The following is a 20873-nucleotide window of genomic DNA, read 5'->3' as shown; positions in this document are numbered from 1 at the left end:
CAACGAGTCCCAAGAGTTATCCACACCCCAAGCCCCTGGCAAGGTTCGCGAGAGCGCAAAAAGTGCCCGATTGAACCTCTCAATCGGGCACTTTTTGCGCTCTCGCGAGCTAGCTAGGCGAAGGCGGCGGGGAGGGTGGTGCGGTGACGCGACTGCATCTCCGAGAGAGTCGCAGCGAAGACGTCTTGCACCTCCAGGGCGTGCAGGGTGTTGTCCGTCACACCGATGCGCAGCACTGGAATGTACCGGCCGGCACACAGTCCGAGGAATTTCACGTCGTCTTCGCGCGGCACGCTGACGATGACGCGACCGGCCGACTCCGAGAACAGGGCAGTGGATGCGTCCACCCCGTCGCGCCCGCAGATGTCACCCAGCCAGACCCGTGCGCCCACCCCGAAGCGCATCACGGCTTCGGCGAGGGCCTGGGCAAGCCCGCCCTCGCTGAGGTCGTGGGCGCTGTCGATGAGGGCTTCCTTCGATGCGGCGTGCAGCAGACCGGCGAGGGCCTTCTCCCGGCCGAGATCCACAACCGGCGGACGACCACCGAGGTGGTTGTGCACGACACCGGCCCAGGCCGAGCCGTCGAGTTCGAGGCGGGTCTCACCGAGCAGGTAGATGTTGTGCCCGTCGTCCTGCCAGCCGCTCGGGATGCGGCGGGCGACGTCGTCGATCACGCCGAGCACGGCGACGACCGGGGTGGGGTGAATCGGCTGGTCGCCGGTCTGGTTGTAGAACGAGACGTTGCCGCCGGTGACGGGAATCTCCAGCTCGAGGCATCCGTCGGCGAGGGCGGTGACGGCCTCACGGAACTGCCACATGACCTCGGGGTTCTCGGGCGAGCCGAAGTTGAGGCAGTCGCTGACGCCGGCCGGCACGGCGCCGGTCGCGGCGACGTTGCGGTACGCCTCGGCGAGGGCGAGCTGCGCGCCGCGGTACGGGTCGAGCTGGCAGTAGCGGCCGTTGGCGTCGGTGGCGATCGCGAAGCCGAGGCCCGACTCTTCGTCGATGCGGATCATACCGCCATCGTCGGGAAAGGATAGCGCCGTGTTGCCCTGCACGTAGTGGTCGTACTGGTCGGTGATCCAGCTCGGGTCGGCCAGGTTGGGCGAGCCCAGCAGATCGAGGAACTGCTCGCGCAGGGTCTCGCCGTCGAGTGCACGGGGCAGCACGGAGGCGGTGTCGGCCTGGAGGGCGTCGATCCAGGTGGGGTAGGCGAGCGGGCGCTCGTAGACCGGGCCGTCGACGGCCACGGTGCGTGGCAGCACGTTGACGATCTCCTCGCCGTGCCAGTTGATGATCAACCGGCCGGTGTCGGTGACCTCGCCGAGCACGCTGGTCTCAACGTCCCACTTTGTCGTGACGGCGAGGAAGCCCTCGAGCTTCTCGGGCGTGACGATCGCCATCATGCGTTCCTGGCTCTCGCTCATGAGGATCTCTTCGGCGGTGAGCGTTGGATCGCGCAGCAGCACCTTCTCGAGTTCGATGAACATGCCGCCGTCACCGTTCGAGGCGAGCTCAGAAGTGGCGCAGCTGATGCCGGCCGCGCCGAGGTCCTGAATACCCTCGACGAGCTTGCCCGCGAACAGTTCGAGGCAGCACTCGATGAGTACCTTCTCGGCGAACGGGTCGCCGACCTGCACCGCTGGGCGCTTGGTGGGTCCGCCGGCGCTGAACGTGTCCGAGGCGAGAATGGATGCCCCGCCGATGCCGTCGCCGCCGGTGCGGGCTCCAAACAATACGACCTGATTGCCGACGCCGCGGGCGTTGGCGAGGTGCAGGTCTTCGTGGCGCAGCACGCCGACCGAGAGCGCGTTGACCAGCGGGTTGCCCTGGTAGACCCGGTCGAAGACGGTTTCGCCGCCGATGTTGGGCAGGCCGAGGCAGTTGCCGTAGAAGCTGATGCCGCTGACGACGCCGTGCACGACGCGGGCGGTGTCTGCATCGTTGATATCGCCAAAGCGGAGGGCGTCCATCACGGCGACCGGGCGGGCGCCCATCGAGATAATGTCGCGCACGATGCCGCCGACGCCGGTCGCGGCACCCTGGAACGGTTCGATGTAGGAGGGGTGGTTGTGCGATTCGATCTTGAAGGTGACCGCCCAGCCTTCGCCGACGTCGAGCACACCGGCGTTTTCGCCCATGCCGACCATGAGGTTCTTCTTCATGGCGGGGGTGACCTTGTCGCCGAACTGGCGCAGGTACATCTTCGAGCTTTTATAGGAGCAGTGCTCGCTCCACATCACCGAGTACATGGCGAGCTCGCCCGACGTGGGGCGGCGGCCCAGAATTTCGCGAATCTTCGCGTACTCATCGGCCTTGAGCCCGAGCGCGCCGTAGGGCTGCTCCTTCTCCGGCGTCGCAATGGCGTTGGAAACGGTGTCGGCGACGCCGCGGGAAGAGGTATTGGAAACAGCGGTCACGTGTGGAATTCTCCCCGAGATAGCGGATGCTTGACCCGGTCAGTCTACCGGTCGCCTCGACCCCGTCCGCAGGCAGCGAACTGGCGGGAGTTGGGACGGCTTCGAAACTCTGCGAATCACCTATGGCGCCCCGTGCGTGTTCGGGTGTTCTGGTCACCGTCCCCCTTGCAGACCTTCAGCTGACCGGCCACCCCTTCTTCACTCCGTGGGATCCAGTCCAGGCGGACGTCTACTTCACAGGGGCAGGTCAGCAGGCGGAAGTTGACTCGGTTGGCGCTGTATGCACTCGAAAGCCCCTTGTGGCAACCGGCCTGAAGGAGTCGGTGCACCTTTCCGATCTCAACGGGATCGACAACGGCTTTGCCCTCGACGTTCCAACGCTGGTACTGCACAGTTTTGGCGACCTCTCCGTTTCGATCGCCCTGTCGCGGATGCCCACACAGGTTTGGTCGAGTTCGTCACGCTACCCCCGGCTCCGCACACACGTGAATGGAACAGGAGCCCCCACCTGTGGGAATCCGCTCTCTTCGATTGGCTGCATTGCGTACAGCTTTCGAGAAGTCTCTGCCGCAGCTCGGAATAAGGCCCAGGGCCAACGCTATGTCTGCAGCTGCCCGTCATTAGAGGACCAGTGAAACTAGCGCCTCAACTTCACTGGCCTCCGGAGCCTTGACAATTCCCGCGGACATGATTGGCTCGTATTACGTGATTTTTTCCGGAACAGTAGCCCCGTGAAAGGAGGTGGCTCGTGAGCCACCACGCCGTTATCAACCCCGCCACAGGCGAGACCATCAAGACGTACCCCCAGATTTCAAGTGATGAACTTGAGCAGGTCATCGAATCGGCGGATAAGGCGCACGTCAACTGGTCACGAAACTCCTCGACAGACGAGCGGGCCGCACTCCTGCGCAGGGTCGGCGATTTGCATGAGGAGCGCCGCAACGAGCTTGCGGCCATGATTGTGCGCGAAATGGGCAAGCCTGTCGACCAAGCTCTCGGCGAGGTCGACTATGCCGCCGACATCTACCGGTACTACGCCGACAACGCGCAGGAATTTCTGAAGGACGAACCAATCACCCTGCTCAGCGGCGAGGGTTCCGCGTTCATGCGCTCCAAATCGCTCGGGGTGCTTATTGGTGTCATGCCGTGGAATTTTCCGTACTACCAGGTTGCGCGCTTCGCTGCACCGAACCTCATGACGGGCAACACGATCATCCTCAAGCATGCGTCGCAGTGCCCGGAGTCGTCCGCGGCGATTGAGCAAATCTTTCATGACGCAGGCTTCCCGGCTGGCGCCTATACCAATGTGTACGCGGACAGCGAGCAGGTCGCCACGATCATCGCCGACCCGCGGGTGCAGGGCGTCTCCCTCACCGGTTCGGAGGGCGCCGGCGCGGCCGTTGCCGAGGTGGCCGGTCGTCACCTCAAGAAGGTCGTGCTGGAGCTGGGCGGATCAGACCCGTTCATTCTGCTGAGCACCGACGACATGGCCGCCGCAGTGGATGCCGCCGTTGCCGGTCGCCTCCGCAATGGCGGGCAGGCCTGCGACGCCGCCAAGCGATTTATCGTGATCGATGAACTTTACGATGAGTTCACGGAGAAATTCACCGCCGCCATCCTTGCTTGCTCTCCCAGCGACCCGACCGTCCCCGGGGCAGACTACGGACCCCTCTCGTCACTCGACGCGGCCGACCATCTCGCGGAGCAGGTCGAGCGCGCAGTCGCACAGGGCGCGACCCTGGCGAGCACGGGTAAACGGTCTGGTAACTTCTACCCGTCTGGCGTGCTCACCGATGTCACGCGAGACAACGACACATACCACGAGGAGTTCTTCGGACCCATAGCATTCGTCTACCGGGCCGCCTCAGAAGGTGATGCCGTCAGCCTCGCAAACGACACTCCCTTCGGGCTAGGCTCCTACCTGTTCACGACCGATCCCGAGCAGGCACTGCGAGTTGCCGACCGCATCGAAGCTGGCATGGTCTTCGTCAACCTCGTCGATGCCGGCAGCGCAGAGCTACCGTTCGGCGGAGTGAAAAGAAGCGGCTTCGGGCGCGAACTCGGACGCTTCGGTGCCAGTGAATTCGTGAACAAGAAACTCATCCGCATCGGCTGACCCATCGCCGACCTCGGCGGCCGACGCGGTGATTGCCGTTTGGCCGCCGATTTTAGGACGACAATGACACCACGCCGCTGGCTGGCTGGAGCCCGCCACCGTCGCTCGTCGGTGCGTGGCGGCTAAACCGTCACTGCACGGTCCAGTGTGCGAAGGTCCTTACGCAGAATCTTGCCGGAGGCCGACTTGGGAATCGCTTCGATGAACTCGACCGCCCGCACCTTCTTGTGCGGAGCGACTCGCTCGGTGACGTAGGCCATCACCTCTTCGGCTGTCACGGCGGACGATGCCACGACGAAGGCCTTGGGAATCTCCTGGCCGTCGGCATCCGCTGCCCCGATCACGGCCGCATCGGCGATCTGCGGATGGGTGAGCAGCAGCGCCTCGAGCTCGGCCGGCGCGATCTGGTAGCCCTTGTACTTGATCAGCTCCTTGCTGCGGTCGACGATGGTCACCTCGCCGAGGGCGCTCACCGTGGCGATGTCGCCGGTGTGCAGAAACCCGTCGGCGTCGATGGTCTCGCGGGTGGCCTGCTCGTTGTTCAGGTAGCCGAGCATCACGTTGGGGCCGCGCACGAGCAGCTCGCCAGGCTCGCTCACCCCCGCTGAGGGCACCTCGATCTCCTCGCCGGTTTCGGTCGAAATGAGCTTGCAGTCCATGTTCGGCACGGTCACCCCGACCGAGGCGCGCGACAGGTGCGGCGCGTCGATCGGAATCAGGTGGCTCACCGGGCTGACCTCGGTCATGCCGTAGCCCTGCAGAATGCGGCAGTCCAGCCGGGCGGCGACGGCCGCGGCGAGGGTGCCGTCGAGCGGTGCAGCGCCAGAGAGAATCGTGTGCACGCTCGACAGGTCGTAGCTTTCGACGAGCGGATGCTTCGCCACGGCGACCGCAATCGGCGGCGCGATGAAGACGTAGCTGCAGCGGTGATCCTGAATCATTCGTAGAAATTCGACGAAGTCGAACTTCGCCATCGTGACGAGGGCAGCCCGCTGTTTGAAGGCGAGGTTGAGCAGAACCGTCATTCCGTAGATGTGGTAGAACGGCAGCAGTGCGAGCACCCTGTCTTCGAGCACGACGCCGATCAGGTCCCGCGCTTGCTGCACATTCGCGACCAGGTTGCGGTGGCTGAGCATGACGCCCTTTGGCGCCGCCGTGGTGCCCGAAGAGTACGGCAAAACGGCCACGTGCGTGGCCGGGTCGATGCTCAGAGCGGGCGGGGCTGCATCCGCTTGTAAGAGGTCAGCCAGCGACGGATGCCCCGGCTCGCCGTCGATTACCACGACGTGCTCGTCGGGAATGCCGGCGGCGTGCGCTGCAGCCTTGGCGCCGGGCAACAAATGAGAGACGGTCACAAGCCAGGTCGCGCCGGAGTCGACCAGCTGACGCTGGATGTCGTCAGGGGTGTAGAGCGAATTGATGGTGGTGACCGTGGCGCCGGCGCGCAGAACACCGTGGAAGACGGCGGTGAACTCCGGTGTGTTGGGGCAGAGCAGGCCGATGACCGTGCCGGGGCCGACGCCCTGGGCGGCGAGAGCGCCAGCCACTCGGGTGATCTGGTCGACCAGGGTGCGATAGCTGAGTGCCTCGCCCGTGGCCCCGTCGATCACCGCGGTGCGATCGAGCTCGGCCTCGGTCAAATCGCCGAACAGAAAATCGAAAATGCTCAGGTTGGGAATCTCGACCGGAGCGTAGGGGCTCGTGAACACGGGGATCTCCTTTGATCGGATGCGGCGGTTCACCGTACCGCTCGGGGCTGGCGCGAAACTGTGCATGTCACGAAGGTGTCGATCTCGGCGCCAGGTGTAGCTGGCGCGTTCACCGGCAGGTGGCGCGGTGACCGAGTGTCACGGAGCCCAATTGCCATGGCGCGTTCACCTGCCGGTTACCCGGGTCGCCTTGGCTGTTGGCGTGGTCTGCCTAGCGTTGCAGAACGTCCTGGCAGCACGGGCGTCGGCCACGACCGGAATCGGTGTGACGACCGGTCTCGGCGAGCACGTGATTTCTACTGTCTGCGATCACCTCTCTGAAAGGCATTTCATGAGTACTGCACCGCTCTCTCCCGACCTGGACTCAGACCTCGACCTCGATGATTTCGAACCGGACGACGTCGAGGTTGAACTCGTCGTCTTCGACATGGCCGGCACCACCGTGAGCGACAACGGACTCGTCGAGCGGGCGTTTGTGCTGGCAGCGCAGCGCAACGCAGCGGCATCGCCGACACCGCCGACGCGTTGGAAGAGGCCGTCGCCTACGTGCGTGAAACCATGGGCCAGTCCAAGCTGGATGTCTTTCGCGAACTGACCGACTCCGAAGGGGATGCCCTGGCGGCCACGGAAGCCTTTGAAACCGCCTACGGTGAACTCGTCGAGCGGGTCGGGGTGAGCGCGATCGATGGTACATCCGACCTGTTTCAGGAGCTGCGCGACAACGGCCTGAAAATTGCCCTGGTCACCGGTTTCTCCCGCGCGACCCAGGACACGCTGATTGACGCCCTAGGCTGGAGCGATCTGATCGATGTGAGCCTGTGCCCGGCCGAAGCCGGTCGCGGCCGCCCCTATCCTGACCTGCCGCTCACCGCCTTATTACGCACCGGTACGTCGAGCGTCGCGGCGATGGTCGTCGTGGGAGACACCGCCAGCGACATGCTCTCCGGGCTGAGTGCAGGCGCTGGACTCGTGGTCGGTGTGCGTACCGGTACCCATGACACCGAGACCCTGGAGGATGCCGGGGCTGACGTGGTCATTGACAGCGTGGCCGACCTCGCCGAGCTGCTCGGCCTGCGTGAGGAAACGACCGAGTAGTCATGTCGAAATCGGACCCGCACTCGAGGCCACCGTCGACGGACGGGATGCTGGCGACCGCTGCCGGGGATGTACTGCCGGTGAGCGGCTACCGGCTCGGCCGCGAGATCGTGCTGCCGCGCACCGCCGAGGCGATGGTCTGGTTGGGAGCAGGCTTGCCGCTGGAGTGCGTGGCGGTGCCGGGAGTGCTGCTGCGTCCCGGCGACGTGCTGGTCGAAGTCGAGTTGGCGACCGTCTGCGGATCCGACGTGCACACGGCGCTGGGTCACCGCCCGGCCGCGAAGCCGCTCGTGCTCGGCCACGAGCAGGTCGGTCGCATCGTCGCGACCGGCGACCCGGCATATGCCGCAAATGGAATGCCTTTGCGGGTGGGGCAGCGCGTGGTCTGGTCGGTCACCGTGAGCTGTGGAACGTGCGCCCGTTGCCGCCGCGGAGTCCCGCAGAAATGCCTCGACCTGGCCAAATACGGCCACGAACGGATGCAGCGGGGCTGGGAACTCAGCGGCGGCTTCGCCACCCACGTGCAGGTGTGTGCCGGCACGGCGATCGTTGTGGTCGACGAGCAGGTTCCGGCGTCGGTGCTCGCGCCGGCCTCCTGCGCGACCGCGACGGTCGTCGCCGCGCTGGCTGCGGCATCCGCTCTGGTGCCGCTGGCCGGAGCCACGGTGCTGGTAACCGGTGCGGGAATGCTCGGGGTGACGGCCTGCGCTATGGCGACGGATGCCGGTGCCCTCGTGGTCGTGAGCGACCCGGATGCTGCGCGGCGGCAGCTCGCGCTGGCTTTCGGTGCTGCCGCCGTTGCGGACCCGAGTGCGCCCGGCGAGTCGCCGACCGGGGTGGCGAGCGTGCTCGCCGCGCTGCAGGATGCCGGTGCGGCCGAGCCGACGATCGCGCTGGAAGTGAGCGGCGCCCAAACGGCGGTGCAAACCGTCATCGACCTGATCGGCATCGGCGGAGTCGTCGTGCTGGTCGGAAGCGTTTCGCCGGGGGAGCCCGTGCTGCTCGACCCGGAGTCGATGGTGCGCCGCCTGATTGCGCTGCGCGGTGTGCACAACTACACGCCGGCCGATCTGCAGCAGGCAGTGACCTATCTGAGCGGCGGCTGGCATCGGCATCCGTTTTCGGCGCTGGTGGGGACGACGTTTCCCCTCGAGAAAGCGGATTCTGCCCTCTTGCTGGCCGCGACCACCCGCTACCCCCGCGTCGGAATCACCCCGCAGCAGCCCGCTACTCTCGGCTGACCTGAGCCGCCGTTTCGCTCCATCGCTTTGAACGGGCCCCGTCCCCATTGAATCCGTATTGAGGGGGAGGCTAGCTGGCGCCGCCGGGCGGGCCGAGCGTGAGCAGCGTGGCCATAATCGACACCAGGGCGACCGCCATGGCTGTCACGAGCAGCACCGGGCGGGCCAGCACCCAGCGGAGCAGGGCGCTCACCCCGGTATGATCGCGGGGATCATCGGTGCGAGTACGGCGCCAATCACCGTCGAGCCGGCCCTTCTTCTCCAGCCCGCGGTCGAGGGAGATCGTGACGAACGGAACGATCGCGGTGACCATGGCGATCGCGGTGAGCTTCGGGCCCCAGTGCTGGTTGACGCCGACGAACCCGGCCGTCAGGCCGAAGGCGATGAAGACGAGGCCGTGCAGGAACCCGCCGATCTGCACCCCGAGCTCCCCGACCTGCAGGACATATTTCAGGAACATCCCGGTGAGCAGCAGTGCCCAGGTAATGGCTTCGGCAATGGCGACGGAACGAAACAGGAGGCGCGGGGTCATGGCGACTTTCAACTCAGGGCAGGGGAGGGGCATCCCCATCGTCGCAGCCGCAGCTGAACAACCCCCGGCGGGCACGCCTGAGCGTTCGCCAAGAAACATGCATCACTAGAAACTTGCAGTTGCGCAACCGAGGCCGGGTTCCTGACGATCCCGATGATGGCCGCGCTGCTGATCAGCTCGATCGGTTCCGGCTGGTCAGCAAGTTCGGGCGCTACAAGTGGATGCGCATCGCCGTACCCGGCCGCTGCTACCGTGAACCCATGCGCACGCTTTCGCCCCGCCCTAACCGCCCGGCTGCGGAATGATCGGGGTCGTGCTCGCCCTCGTTTCGGCCGCGGCCTATGGTATGAGCGACTTTCTCGGCGGCATCGCGTCCCGCCAAGTGGCCGCACTCCGGGTCGTCCTCCTGTCGTATCCGATCTCGGCCCTGATTATCGCCGTCGCTGCCGCGTTCGTCGGCGGTGAGTTTTCCTGGCGGTCGATGCTGTTCGGCGCGGCGTCCGGCGTGGTGATGGCCCTGGCCATGTGGTGGTTCTACATCGCCCTCGCCGAGGGGCCGATGAGCGTGGTGTCGCCGCTGACCGCCGTGATCGTCGCCGGAATTCCGGTCATTGTGGGAGTGCTGATCGGGGAGCGGCCCTCGGGCATCTCCTACGCCGGAATTGCGCTGGCGATCGTCGCGGTGATAATGGTGAGCCGCGAGCCGAAGGGGGTCGAAGACCACACCGTCTCCGGGGCCAATGCTCCGCGGTTCACCCGCCGGGTGGCCTGGTTCACGGTGGGATCCGGCGTCTGCTTCGCCCTGAGTTTTATCTTCACCAACGAGATTGAGGTCGGCACCGGGCTGTGGCCGCTGGTCGTGGCGCGCACCGTGGCATCCGTTATCGTCATCGCGGTGGCGACTGGAACCCGGCAGTTGGGCAGGCCGCCGCTGACGATTCTCGGCCTCGCCGTACTCGTGGCGACGCTCGACGTCATTGCCACGATCACGCTGCTCTACGCGCTGCAGGGTGGCCTGCTGTCGCTGGTGTCGGTACTCGTGGCGCTCTACCCGGCCGTGACCGTGCTGCTCGCAGTGCTCGTACTCAAGGAACGGGTCGGCGGCTGGCAGGTCGCCGGCATGGGCCTCGCCCTGGCCGCGGTCGCCGCCATCGCCGCCAACGGCTAGCTGCCCGGCTCGCCAAGCGGATACCTCGCCAAGCGGATGCCGCGCCCGAACGTGATGAGGCGAGCGCGGGCGCGGCTATCTGGCCGAACTGACGCAGCGCGGCTACGCGCCGACGAGCGTCCGCGCGATGACCGAGGTGAAGAACGTGAGGCCGTCAATACCGCTGGCCATCGCCGCGTCGGTGTCGGGCCCGAAGCCGGCCTCGACGGCGTGCTCGGGGTGTGGCATGAGGCCGACGACGTTGCCGCGGGCGTTGGTCACGCCGGCAATGTCGTTCAGCGACCCGTTCGGGTTTCCGAGGTAGCGAGCCACGATGCGTCCTTCACCCTCGAGCATTTTGAGGGTCTCCGTCGGGGCCATGAACGAGCCCTCGCCGTTCTTGAGCGGAATGACGATTTCGGCGTTGGCTTCGAAACCGTTGGTCCAGTCGCTCGCGTTGTTCTCGATGCGCAAGCCCTGGTCCCGGCAGATGAAGCGGCCCTGCTCATTGCGAATAAGTCCGCCGTCGAGCAGGTGGGCCTCGGTGAGCATCTGGAATCCGTTACAGATTCCCAGCACCGGCATGCCCTTGTTGGCCGCGTCGATGACCTCGGTCATGATCGGCGAAAGGCTTGCGATGGCGCCGGCCCGCAGGTAATCGCCGTAGCTGAATCCGCCTGGCAGCACGATGGCGTCGACGCCGTGCAGGTCGTGGTCGCCGTGCCAGAGGGCTACGGCGTCGGCGCCGGCAAGACGAATCGCGCGCGCAGCGTCACGATCGTCGAGCGAGCCGGGAAAGGTGACGACGCCGATCCGCATCAGGCGACCGCTGACGAGGGGGCGTCCTGCACGTGGATGCCGACGACATCCTCGATCACGGAGTTGGAGAGCACGGTGTCGGCGAGCTCGCGCACGGCGGCGAGGGTCGTGGCATCCGCTTCACCGTCGATGGAAATCTCGAAGCGCTTGCCGACGCGCACGCCGGTGACGTTGGCCAGCGCTGATTGGGTCTGACCGAGGCGACCAAGGGCGCCGGCGACGGCCTTGCCCTGGGGGTCAAGCAACTCAGCCTTGGGCATTACTTCGACGACGATCGTTGGCACAGGGCACTCCGCATACAGTCTGGGGCTATTAGTCGTGGCAAATCACTGCAATTCTACAGGTCGAGCCCGACCGGGCCCGCCGGTCTACTGGCTCAGCCCGCTTTGGCCGAGCAGAATGCCGCGCAGCACGTCGCGTACGGCGGCCACGCCGTCGTAGGTCTCGACGAAGCTCGTGCTGAGCGGAGCCAACCCGAGTCGCAGCCCGTTTGGGGCGCGAAAGTCGGGAATCACATCGTTATCCCACAGAATCTTGGTCACCTGACGCATGAGCGGATGGTTGATCGTCACGTGCCCGCCGCGATGCGTCTGTTCCCGCGGCGATGCCACGGTGACGCCCATCGGCGCGAGCCACTCGTCGACGAGGGTGATCGCGAACTCGGTCAGCGCCACCGACTTCGCACGCACCGACTCGATCGTCGCCTCGTCGAGCATGGCAATCGTGTCCTGCATCGCGAGCATGCCCAGCACTGCGGGCGTTCCGCTCATGAATCGACGGATGCCGGTGGCCGGCCGATACCCCGGCCCCATTTCAAAGATGTCCTGCGTTCCCATCCATCCCTGAATTGGCTGGGTCAGCACGTCCTGCAGGTCACTCTTGACGTACCCGAAGGCCGGCGCGCCGGGCCCGCCACTCAGATACTTGTAGGAGCAGCCGACCGCGAGGTCGACGTCGCAGAGGTCGAGCTGTACCGGAACCGAGCCGACCGAATGGCTCAGGTCCCAGAGTACGAGGGCGTCGTGTTCGTGGGCGATGGCGGTGATCGCCCTCATGTCGGCGAGGTAACCGGAACGGTAGGCGACGTGGCTGAGCAGCACCAGCGAGGTCTGCGACCCTACGACCTGGCGCACCTGTTCGGCCGTGACGCCACCCTCCGGATCGGAGTCGATCCAGCGCAGCGTGAGGCCACGCTCCCGCGCGATGCCCTCGAGAATGTAGCGGTCGGTGGGAAAGTTGTCGCTGTCAAGCACGATTTCGGTGCGGTTGGGACGTGAATCCACCGCGGCGCGGGCAAGTTTGTAGAGCAGTACGGTCGTCGAGTCGCCGACGAACACCTGCCCGGCGGCCGCGCCGAGGCAGGCCCGGCCGAGGTCGTCGCCGATCTGCAGGGGCAACTCCATCCACTGCTCGTCCCAGCCGCGAATGAGTCGCGTACCCCAGTCCTGCTGCAGAAAGTCGGCGATGCGTTCGGCGCTCGCCCGCAGTGGGCGGCCGAGCGAGTTGCCGTCGAGATAAGAACGGGGGTTGGCGGTCTCGGGGTCGGCGTCGGTGCCGAGAAAACGGGCGCGGTAGTGCGCCAGGCCGTCGATGCGGTCCATTCGGCGCGCAAAGGTGAGTTGGGCGTCCAGGCCGGTTGCTCCGGCAAGGGTGGGCGTCATTCGAGTACCTCGAGTTCTGAGTGGGTGAGGGCGCGGGCGCTGCCGAGCCACTCGGTAAATTCGTCTGGATCGCGTGGTCGCTCGCCGGGAATGAAGGTCACCCGCGTGTCAGCGAGGGCCAGACCGAGCGGTGCGCGCGGGCACAGGGCGTCCAACACGTCGTCGGGGGTCAGCCCGGCGCCGAGCAGGGCGCTGATTTCCCGACGGTTAATGCCGAGCACGAGCGGCCCGTTGCCGAGGTCGGTGCCGTACAGCACTCGACCGCCGGCGGCGTGAAACCGGTGCAGGTTGTCACTGGCGATATCGAAGGCTTCGGTCGGCGTGCCCCAGCCGTGAATGTCCAGGGTGCTGATCCAAGTCATGCTGGCCGCCATCGCCGTCACCAGATCGTCGGCGAGGCGCTCCGAAAACGGCGTGTGCGCGAACGCATCGACTCCCGCGGCGAAGGCCCGATCGGCCTGCCCGGCGCCCTCGGCGTGCGCCACGACCGGCAGCCCGCATTCGTGGGCCCGATCGACCGCCGCGGTCAGTCCCTTGGCATTCAACACCGGACCGGCCACGGCATTCAGCGTGACCTTCAAAACGGATGCCCCCGCCGCGGCCTGTAAATCGACTGCCGCCGCAGCATCCGCGGCTGTTGCAATCTCCCGGCACCAACCGGGTTCGGCCCAACCAGCCTGGCTCGGGTAGCCGCCCGGCGCCGTGAGGAATTGGTAGGCATATGCTACATCGGGCATGTCTTCGCGTTTGCCGTTCGGCAGCCAGCCGCCGAGGTCGATCACGCGGGCGATGCCGCCGTCGACCAGCTGGCCCGGATCAATCAGGGCCAGGTGCACGTGGGCGTCGAGAAACCCTCGATAGACCGCGCCCCGCCCGTGCAGAAAGTGCCCATGAAAGGACTGGCCGGTCACGCTCCGATCTCCGTGCGCACCGCGAACAGCTCCGGAAAGAACGTGAGCTCGAGGGCCTTTTGCAGAAAGGCCGCGCCGCTCGAACCGCCGGTGCCGTGCTTCATACCGATAATGCGCTGCACGGTCTTCAAGTGGCGAAAGCGCCAGAGCTGAAAGTTGTCTTCAAGGTCGACGAGTTCTTCGCAGGCCTCGTAGGCGGCCCAATTCTGGGACGCGTTCTCGTATATTCCGCGAAAAGTATGAACGAGTTCGGGGTGAAACGTCCAGGCCTCGGTGACGTCGCGGCCCCGGATGGCGGCCGGAATGTCGAAGCCCGCGCGGTGCAGGTAACGGAGAAATTCGTCGTACAGGCTCGGTGCCTCGAGCATGTCGGTCAGCAGGGCGTGAGCCGGGGCATCCGCTTCAAAGACCGTCAGCATGCGGCGGTTCTTGTTGCCCAGGGCGAATTCGACCGCACGGTACTGGTACGACTGAAACCCGCTCGAATTACCGAGAAAGTGCCGAAACTGCGCGTATTCAGTCGGGGTGAGGGTGGCGAGCACCGACCACTGCTCGGTCAGTGTGCGCTGGATGTGTTTGACCCGGGCAATGCCCTTGAGGGCCGGCGCGAGTTGATCCTGGCGCAGCGCTTCGATGGCTGCGCGAAGCTCATGCAGCATGAGCTTGAGCCATAGTTCGGTGGTCTGGTGCTGAATAATGAACAACAGCTCATCGTGGTGTTCCGGAACGCTGACCGGATTCTGCGCAGCGAGCAGAACGGGAAGGTCAAGGTAGGTCCCATAGCTCATCTTCTCTCGAAAATCGGTGACGATCTCGGGGTCGAAATCGCGGGTGTTGTTTTTGAGGGTCATGGGTTCCGTTCGGCTTGTTCAAATTGTGCGCACGTTGCGGCGGCGGGCGCAACACCGGGGACGAAGCGCACAGGGCGAAGTTCTAGACTGGACCGCATGACCTCGCCGACCCGAAAGCCCCAGGATGGCTTACCGGTTGCCTCGGCTGCCGAGCGAAGCACGCCGCCGCGTCGCCGCGACGCCCGGCTGAACCGCGACCGTCTCATCATCAGCGCGCGCGCTCTGATCGCGCAGCACGGCGTCGACGCATCGCTCGAAGAGATCGCCCGCCAGGCCGAGGTCGGCGTGGCTACCCTGTACCGCAACTTTGCGACCAGAGACGATCTGGTGCGCACCCTCTACGACCTGGCCTTGGCTGAGCTGCACGCGGTGCGCGGTGAGATCGAGGCCGCGCCCACACCGTGGGACGCGCTCGTCGTCTACACCGAACGGGTCGCCGAATGGCTGGTCGCTGACCCGTCGCTGCCGCCGATACTGCGGCGCATGGCCCAGCTCGACCCGTCGGCACGGCCGGCCGCCGAGTTCGACGGCTTCATCGCAAGCCTGGTCGCTCGTGCGAAGAAGGACGGTACCCTGCGCCGCGACGTCGACGCGGTCGATCTCGCCGTGCTCGTCACGATGGTCGGATCGCTCGGCAGTCTCGGCGACGGCTACGCCGGTCAGTGGCGGCGTCAGCTGTCGATCGTGCTCGACGGCCTGCGTGCGGCGGATGCGCCCCGACCGAAGCTGCCCGGTCGCCCGCTCAACGTGCAGGACTACCGGGCGACCGTGCACGGCCTCACCCGGCGGGCGGCCCGCGCCGCCCGCTGAACGTCACCGGAAGCGTCGCTCGTTGCTCTCCGGGAAGCTACGGCATGGCGACGGGGTCCGCGGCGGATGCGGTGGCGCCTGGAGTTTCAGCGACATCCGCCGCGCGCACGCGGATACGGTTGGCCCAGGGGTCGTCGAAGCGAAGGGTCTGCCCGTCGTGACGGGTGTCGACGTTGTAGTGGTCCAGGCGCTCGTTGAGGGCACCCACGTCGTCAGTGCTTGGCACGATAATGCTGACCTCGCCCAGACCGAGGGCCAGGCGGCGCTTGCCGCTGCCCGAGCTCTCCCAGGTGTTCATGGCCATGTGGTGGTGGTAGCCGCCGGCCGAGACGAACAGGGCGGAGGGGCCGAAGTTCGCGGTCGCCTCGAAGCCGAGTCGGTTCACGTAGAACTCGCGGGCACTGGCAACATCGCCAACCGAGAGGTGCACGTGGCCGACGATCGCGTGTCCCGTGCTCGGCCGCTCCGACATATGCTCCGAAATGAATGCGTTCGGATCGAGGTAGAGCGAGGCCATTTCGACCTGGCCGTGGGTCCAGCTCCACAGTGTGCGATCGCGGTCCCAGTACAACTCGATGCCGTTGCCCTCCGGGTCGGTGAAGTAGAAGGCCTGGCTGACCAGGTGATCCGCGCTGCCGGTGAACGTTTCGGGGGATTTCGTGCCGATCGAGTACACCGCAGCGGCGAGGTCGGCCTGCGTGTCGAACAGAATGGCCGTGTGGTACAGCCCGGCCGAGCGCGGTTCGGCGGCCCTGAGCTCGGGGGCGTGCTGCAAAATGACGAGTGGAACAGGACCGCGGCCGAGCACGGCGACGGGGCCGTCCTGGCTGATGAGGTCGAGGGTCACGATGTCGCGGTAGTACGCGATCATGGCGTCGAGGCGGCCCACGCGCAGGGTCACGGCGCCCATTCCGGTGTCGGCGGCCAGCAGATCTTTCGCAGTTAGGGTCACAGCAGGCACAACTTAGGCGTCGCCCGGGCTATTCCGCGATCCGCGCAGTTATGCTCCCCCGACTGCGGGCCGCGCCGGTTGCGGCGCGCAGGGCGTCGTGCGCCGACAGATGCCTCAGCGCCGCGACGGGTCAGGCCCGTGACAGGCGCTCGAGCAACTCGCGGTAGCGGGCCGCGGTCTGCTCGACGATTTCGCTCGGCAGTACCGGCGGGGTGCCGGCGCCGTCCCAGTGCGCGGCGAGCCAGTTGCGCACGATCTGCTTGTCGAAGCTCGCCATCCGGGTCTCCGGCGTGGTGCCCGTCTTCCAGGCTTCGGCATCCCAGTACCGACTGGAGTCGCTCGTGAAGACCTCGTCGGCGAGCACGGTCACCCCGGTCTGCCGGTCGGCGCCGAACTCGAACTTGGTGTCGGCGAGAATGACGCCGGCCTGTTCCGCGATCGCGCTGGCGGTCGCGAACAGGGCGAGCGACAGGTCACGCAGCTCGGCGGCGACCTGCGCGCCGACGAGCTCGACCGTGCGCTCGAAGGAGATGTTCTCGTCGTGCTGACCCATTGGGGCCTTCCACGCCGGAGTGTAGATGGGTTCGGGCAGTCGGTCACCATTCTGCAGGCCGGCCGGAAGCGCAATGCCGCACACCGACTGAGACTGGCGGTATTCCTTCCAGCCGCTGCCGGTGAGGTAGCCGCGCACGACGCACTCGATCGGGTACATGTCGAGGGTGCGGCAGAGCATGGCTCGGCCGGCCACGGCGGCGGGAATCAGCTCGCGCACCGAGTTGCCGACCAATTCATGGTCGGCGACGAGGTGGTTGGGAACGTCGCGCAACCGGTCGAACCACCACAGGCTCAGAGTGGTCAGCAGTGCGCCCTTGCCCGGGATGCCGGGCTCGAGTACGTGGTCGAAGGCGCTCACCCGGTCGCTGGCGACCACGAGCACACGTGAGGCTGTCTCGAGGGAGGGGGCGGCATCCGCTGTCTCGATACCGCTTGATTCAACGTAGAGGTCGCGCACCTTGCCCGAGTAGACGAGCGTCCACCCGTCGAGGACGGCGGCAGCGGATGCGGGGGACTCGTGCTCAGATTGGCTCACCCGTTCATTCTCCCGCATCTCCAGTGCACACAACTCCTGCAGAAAATCTGCTCGGCGGGCGGCGCTCCCGCAAAGACGGGGAAGTTCTGGCGACCGTCAGCAAATTGCAGCAGTTATGCACGGCACGAGTGGGGACGGCGCCGGCGCGGGGACTCAGGCGACCCGGGCAGCGATATCCGTGCGAAAGTGCGCGCCGGCCAGGGACACGTGCCCGAGAGCCTCGTAGGCGACGGCGCGAGCCTCGGCGAAGGAAGCCCCGACAGCGACAACGCTGAGCACCCGGCCGCCGGTCGACACGAGCGCGCCGTCAACGAGCCGGGTCGCAGCGTGCGCGATCGTGACGCCGTCCACGGCCAGGGCGGCGTCGAGCCCGGTGATTTCGCGCTCGACGAGCGGCTCTTGGGGGTAATTTTCGCTCGCGAGAACGACGGTGACGGCCACGTCGGCCGAAAAAACCGGCCGGGGCAGCCCGCCGAGCAGGCCGGTCGCCGCGGCGAACAGCAGCCCGGAGAGCGGCGTGACCAGGCGCGGCAGCACGACCTGAGTCTCTGGATCCCCGAAACGCGCGTTGAATTCGATGACGCGAATGCCGGCATCCGTCAAAATAAGGCCGCAGTAGAGCAGGCCGACGAACGGGGTGCCCTCGGACGAGAGCTGGCGCACGGTCGGCAGCGCGACGGTTTCGATGATCTCGTCGACGAACGCGTTCTCGCTGCCGAACTGGGCGTCGAGCCAGGGCAGCGGGGAGTACGCGCCCATGCCTCCGGTGTTGGGGCCGGCATCGTTGTCCAGGGCGCGCTTGTAGTCCTGAGCGGGGGAGAGCGGCAGCACGTTCTCGCCGTCGCTGAGCAGAAAGAGCGAAATCTCCTGGCCATCGAGAAATTCTTCGATCAAAACGCTGCCGTGTTCGAGCCAGAAGGTCGCGTGACTGATCGCGGCGTCGCGGTCAGTGGTGACCAGCACGCCCTTGCCCGCGGCGAGGCCATCCGCCTTCACCACATAGGGGGCGCCGAACTCGTCGAGGGCGGTTTCGGCCTCGGCCAGGGTACCGGCACGCACGGCACGGCCGGTGGGAACGCCGGCCGCATCCATGATGCGTTTGGCGAAGGTTTTGCTGCCTTCGAGGGCTGCGGCGGCTTTGTCCGGCCCAAACACGGCGATGCCGCGGGCGCGCAGGGCGTCGGCGACACCGGCCACGAGCGGAGCCTCCGGACCGATCACGACGAGCTCGATGCTGTGCAGCACCGCATAGTCGGTCACGGTGACCGGGTCGTTCGGATCGAGAGCGACAACCGGCACCTGGGCCGCGATTCCGGCGTTGCCGGGGGCGCACTCGACGCTGGGCCGCGGCTCCTCACGGAGCAGCGCGGTGATGATGGCGTGCTCGCGGGCACCGGAACCAAGGACCAGAATTTTCACCGTTTCAGGCTACCCGATGCCTCGGGCCCGCCACGGCACTGGGATATGGGCATGCCCCTAATCCCGGACTCTCGTTACCGTCAGCGTCCCCGGCTACCGGTTGGAAGCCGCCATCGAGGCGTTGCACCGCGCGCTGATTCCATACGCGGACGCGCGCATCATCGCGCTCACCCAGAGCACAAATTGGATGTCCGCCAGGTTTGCCGAACATCGTTCTCGCCGTCGTGGAGTACACGCCCGCCGCCTGATCCGGCAGACTGGAGCCATGGCACGAGCGCGCATCGACGACGGAGCCGGCCGGGCGGCCGTGGGGGCAGCGCTCGAGGGCGGCTGCGCCGCGAGCCGGGATATCCGCGCCCAAGCGGTGCGCTACACCCTGCAACTGCTGGCCGAACAGGCCGAAGGAAACACCCTCGAGGTGCGCGTGCCGCCATTTGGCGCCACGCAGTGCATCGAGGGCCCCCGGCACACCCGTGGCACGCCGCCCAATGTGGTCGAAATGGATGTCGCCACCTGGCTTGGCCTCGCCACCGGCACCCTCGCCTTCGCCGATGGTGTCACGTCGGGGGCCATCCACGCCTCCGGGGCCCGCGCCGACCTGACCGGCCACGTGCCCGTGCTGCTCCTGCACTAGCGGCGCGCCTTGATGGCGCGAGATGCCATCTTCGGTCCCTTGGCGAGGTTCAGGTCTCGTTGTCAAATGGGCGTTTGTGCGCTTTTGCGAACGTGCTAGACGAGGATTGCCTCTACTTCGTCGCGGGTAGGCATCGACGAGGTCGCCCCCGCTCTGGTCACCGCGATCGACGACGCGACGGTCGCGAAACGCACGGCCTCGATCATCTCGTCCGGCGATACGGCCGTGCCACGGACGTATCCCGCCGCCAGGCGCGCCACAAGCGCCCCGACGAAGGTGTCGCCGGCCGCGGTCGTATCGACGGCCGTCACAGGCCGGGCCGGTGCGAGTCCGAGGACCTCGCCGTCATAGGCGACGACCGAACCTTCCGAACCCAGCGTCACGATCGCCCAGGTCTGGTCAGCGCTGAGTACCTCGGCGGCTCGTACCGGGTCGCTTTCCCCGGTGAGTTCGGCGGCCTCAATCTGGTTCGGAACCACGAGGTCGACCGAGGCGAGAAACCCCTCGGGCAGCGGCATGACCGGCGCCGGGGTCAGCACGGTGAACACTCCGGCGGCGTGGGCCGCGGCGATCCCCTCGACCAGTACCGAGATCGGCAGCTCGCACTGCATCACCAGAAACGCCGACTCCGTGATCGCCGCCCGCTGCGCCTCGCTCAGCGTCGTGACCGCGGCGTTCGCGCCCGACACCACCACGATCGAGTTCTCGCCACTGTCCACGACGGAGATGTGGGCGGTGCCGGTGGGGGCATCCGCTATCGCGAGGCCGTCAGAACGGATACCCTCGGCCAGCATCAGCGCGCGCAGCTCGCTCCCGTAGGCATCCGCTCCCACCGCTCCTAGAAAGTTCACGGCCTCGCCCAACCGGGCCGCGGCGACCGCCTGGTTGAGTCCTTTCCCACCGGGAACCGTGCTGAAGCCAGCCCCGAAAATCGTCTCGCCTGGTCGGGGCAGGCGCGACTGCCGCACGACGAGGTCCATGTTGGCGCTTCCGAGTACCGCAATCGAGTTCATAGAGTCAGTCTCGCATCCGCTCATGGGACAATAGGAGCGTGAGTTCTTCTGAGCAGCCCCAGAACCCGTCGGCCGAGAACGAGATCGTGCGCGCCGAGGCGACCGTGACCCTGCACCGAGCCCCGCGGTACCGCAATTTCATGTTGCTCGGCGCCATCGTGGGGGTGCTGCTCTCGCTCATTCTCACCGTCTCCTTCCCGGAGACCGCGGAGTACGAACGGATGCAAATCTTCGGCTTTCTGCTGCTCGGCGGCGTCGCCATCGGCACTGCGCTCGGCGCGGTGGTGGCCCTCGTGATCGACCGAATCATCGGCCGCTCCAAGATGTCGGTCGTCGCGGATAGACTGGACACGAACGGTGTCAGTACCACAAGCGAATTGCGTGCCGCTGAGCCTGGCTCCGGCACCCCCGATGACGAATTCCCCACGTTCAACGAGAAGTAAAGAGGCTGCG

The 20873-nt window shown here is 66.4% G+C and carries 20 protein-coding genes; 8 read left to right on the top strand and 12 right to left on the bottom strand.

Going from position 1 to position 20873, the window contains the following annotated elements; translation table 11 throughout:
• Positions 1 to 113 precede the first annotated feature (113 nt).
• Positions 114 to 2420 (bottom strand): phosphoribosylformylglycinamidine synthase subunit PurL, encoded by a 2307-nt coding sequence (purL, locus tag E3O11_RS07500; RefSeq protein WP_092447893.1) that lies wholly within the window; start codon positions 2418 to 2420, stop codon positions 114 to 116.
• A gap of 748 nt (positions 2421 to 3168) precedes the next feature.
• On the opposite strand from purL, the gene E3O11_RS07495 reads away from it, so the two are divergent.
• Positions 3169 to 4536: an NAD-dependent succinate-semialdehyde dehydrogenase gene (locus E3O11_RS07495; RefSeq protein WP_092447892.1), complete on the top strand. Its 1368-nt coding sequence runs from the start codon at positions 3169 to 3171 to the stop codon at positions 4534 to 4536.
• 122 nt (positions 4537 to 4658) lie between these two features.
• Here the strand turns inward: E3O11_RS07495 and E3O11_RS07490 are convergent, their stop codons facing one another.
• On the bottom strand, positions 4659 to 6245 hold the full coding sequence (locus E3O11_RS07490) for an AMP-binding protein (RefSeq protein ID WP_198415571.1): 1587 nt from the start codon (positions 6243 to 6245) through the stop codon (positions 4659 to 4661).
• A gap of 331 nt (positions 6246 to 6576) precedes the next feature.
• Here E3O11_RS07490 and E3O11_RS18095 point away from each other — a divergent pair, with 331 nt between their 5' ends.
• The 3 genes from E3O11_RS18095 to E3O11_RS07480 are packed head-to-tail and all read left to right on the top strand — an operon-like array spanning position 6577 to position 8581.
• Positions 6577 to 6840: a hypothetical protein gene (locus E3O11_RS18095; RefSeq protein ID WP_241994671.1), complete on the top strand. Its 264-nt coding sequence runs from the start codon at positions 6577 to 6579 to the stop codon at positions 6838 to 6840.
• Entirely contained in the window at positions 6804 to 7340 is a 537-nt protein-coding gene (locus E3O11_RS07485) for an HAD family hydrolase (protein ID WP_241994670.1), read from the top strand. Before E3O11_RS18095 ends, E3O11_RS07485 begins: the two co-directional genes overlap by 37 nt.
• 2 nt (positions 7341 to 7342) lie before the next feature.
• Positions 7343 to 8581: an alcohol dehydrogenase catalytic domain-containing protein gene (locus E3O11_RS07480; RefSeq protein WP_233194994.1), complete on the top strand. Its 1239-nt coding sequence runs from the start codon at positions 7343 to 7345 to the stop codon at positions 8579 to 8581.
• Positions 8582 to 8651: 70 nt separating this feature from the next.
• On the opposite strand, the gene E3O11_RS07475 is transcribed toward E3O11_RS07480, so the two are convergent.
• Entirely contained in the window at positions 8652 to 9113 is a 462-nt protein-coding gene (locus E3O11_RS07475; protein WP_092447890.1) for a DUF3817 domain-containing protein, read from the bottom strand.
• Positions 9114 to 9426: 313 nt separating this feature from the next.
• On the opposite strand from E3O11_RS07475, the gene E3O11_RS07470 reads away from it, so the two are divergent.
• Positions 9427 to 10281 (top strand): DMT family transporter, encoded by an 855-nt coding sequence (locus E3O11_RS07470; protein WP_104131800.1) that lies wholly within the window; start codon positions 9427 to 9429, stop codon positions 10279 to 10281.
• Positions 10282 to 10383: 102 nt separating this feature from the next.
• Here the strand turns inward: E3O11_RS07470 and purQ are convergent, their stop codons facing one another.
• The 5 genes from purQ to kynA form a co-directional block, all read right to left on the bottom strand.
• Entirely contained in the window at positions 10384 to 11079 is a 696-nt protein-coding gene (gene purQ / locus E3O11_RS07465) for a phosphoribosylformylglycinamidine synthase subunit PurQ (RefSeq protein WP_092447887.1), read from the bottom strand.
• Positions 11079 to 11363, bottom strand: coding sequence for a phosphoribosylformylglycinamidine synthase subunit PurS (locus E3O11_RS07460; protein ID WP_092447886.1), 285 nt, complete (start codon positions 11361 to 11363; stop codon positions 11079 to 11081). Before E3O11_RS07460 ends, purQ begins: the two co-directional genes overlap by 1 nt.
• 84 nt (positions 11364 to 11447) lie before the next feature.
• Positions 11448 to 12740: a kynureninase gene (locus tag E3O11_RS07455; RefSeq protein ID WP_092447885.1), complete on the bottom strand. Its 1293-nt coding sequence runs from the start codon at positions 12738 to 12740 to the stop codon at positions 11448 to 11450.
• Complete coding sequence (locus E3O11_RS07450) at positions 12737 to 13651, bottom strand: amidohydrolase family protein (RefSeq protein WP_092447884.1); 915 nt, start codon at positions 13649 to 13651, stop codon at positions 12737 to 12739. Before E3O11_RS07450 ends, E3O11_RS07455 begins: the two co-directional genes overlap by 4 nt.
• A complete protein-coding gene (gene kynA, locus E3O11_RS07445) occupies positions 13648 to 14502 on the bottom strand; it encodes a tryptophan 2,3-dioxygenase (RefSeq protein WP_092447883.1) in 855 nt (284 codons plus the stop codon). Before kynA ends, E3O11_RS07450 begins: the two co-directional genes overlap by 4 nt.
• Before the next feature lie 96 nt (positions 14503 to 14598).
• Here kynA and E3O11_RS07440 point away from each other — a divergent pair, with 96 nt between their 5' ends.
• On the top strand, positions 14599 to 15312 hold the full coding sequence (locus E3O11_RS07440; protein WP_092447882.1) for a TetR/AcrR family transcriptional regulator: 714 nt from the start codon (positions 14599 to 14601) through the stop codon (positions 15310 to 15312).
• Positions 15313 to 15349: 37 nt separating this feature from the next.
• Here the strand turns inward: E3O11_RS07440 and E3O11_RS07435 are convergent, their stop codons facing one another.
• From E3O11_RS07435 to purD, 3 genes are all read right to left on the bottom strand, one after another.
• Positions 15350 to 16222, bottom strand: a complete 873-nt coding sequence (locus E3O11_RS07435; protein ID WP_092448175.1) for a VOC family protein — start codon at positions 16220 to 16222, stop codon at positions 15350 to 15352.
• Positions 16223 to 16394: 172 nt separating this feature from the next.
• A complete protein-coding gene (locus E3O11_RS07430; RefSeq protein ID WP_092447881.1) occupies positions 16395 to 17372 on the bottom strand; it encodes a phosphoribosylaminoimidazolesuccinocarboxamide synthase in 978 nt (325 codons plus the stop codon).
• Between the two features lie 135 nt (positions 17373 to 17507).
• Positions 17508 to 18773, bottom strand: a complete 1266-nt coding sequence (purD, locus tag E3O11_RS07425) for a phosphoribosylamine--glycine ligase (RefSeq protein WP_092447880.1) — start codon at positions 18771 to 18773, stop codon at positions 17508 to 17510.
• 265 nt (positions 18774 to 19038) lie between these two features.
• On the opposite strand from purD, the gene E3O11_RS07420 reads away from it, so the two are divergent.
• Positions 19039 to 19407: a sterol carrier family protein gene (locus E3O11_RS07420; RefSeq protein ID WP_092448174.1), complete on the top strand. Its 369-nt coding sequence runs from the start codon at positions 19039 to 19041 to the stop codon at positions 19405 to 19407.
• A 95-nt stretch (positions 19408 to 19502) separates the two neighbouring features.
• On the opposite strand, the gene E3O11_RS07415 is transcribed toward E3O11_RS07420, so the two are convergent.
• Positions 19503 to 20420, bottom strand: a complete 918-nt coding sequence (locus tag E3O11_RS07415; protein ID WP_092447879.1) for a ribokinase — start codon at positions 20418 to 20420, stop codon at positions 19503 to 19505.
• A 38-nt stretch (positions 20421 to 20458) separates the two neighbouring features.
• Here E3O11_RS07415 and E3O11_RS17830 point away from each other — a divergent pair, with 38 nt between their 5' ends.
• Positions 20459 to 20863, top strand: coding sequence for a hypothetical protein (locus E3O11_RS17830; RefSeq protein WP_174775303.1), 405 nt, complete (start codon positions 20459 to 20461; stop codon positions 20861 to 20863).
• Positions 20864 to 20873 lie beyond the last annotated feature (10 nt).

Origin of the sequence: Cryobacterium levicorallinum, assembly GCF_004402405.1 — a bacterium.
GTDB classification, from domain to species: domain Bacteria; phylum Actinomycetota; class Actinomycetes; order Actinomycetales; family Microbacteriaceae; genus Cryobacterium; species Cryobacterium levicorallinum.
Note: the sequence above shows the minus strand (reverse complement) of the source record. Positions and strands in the feature narration are given on the sequence as shown.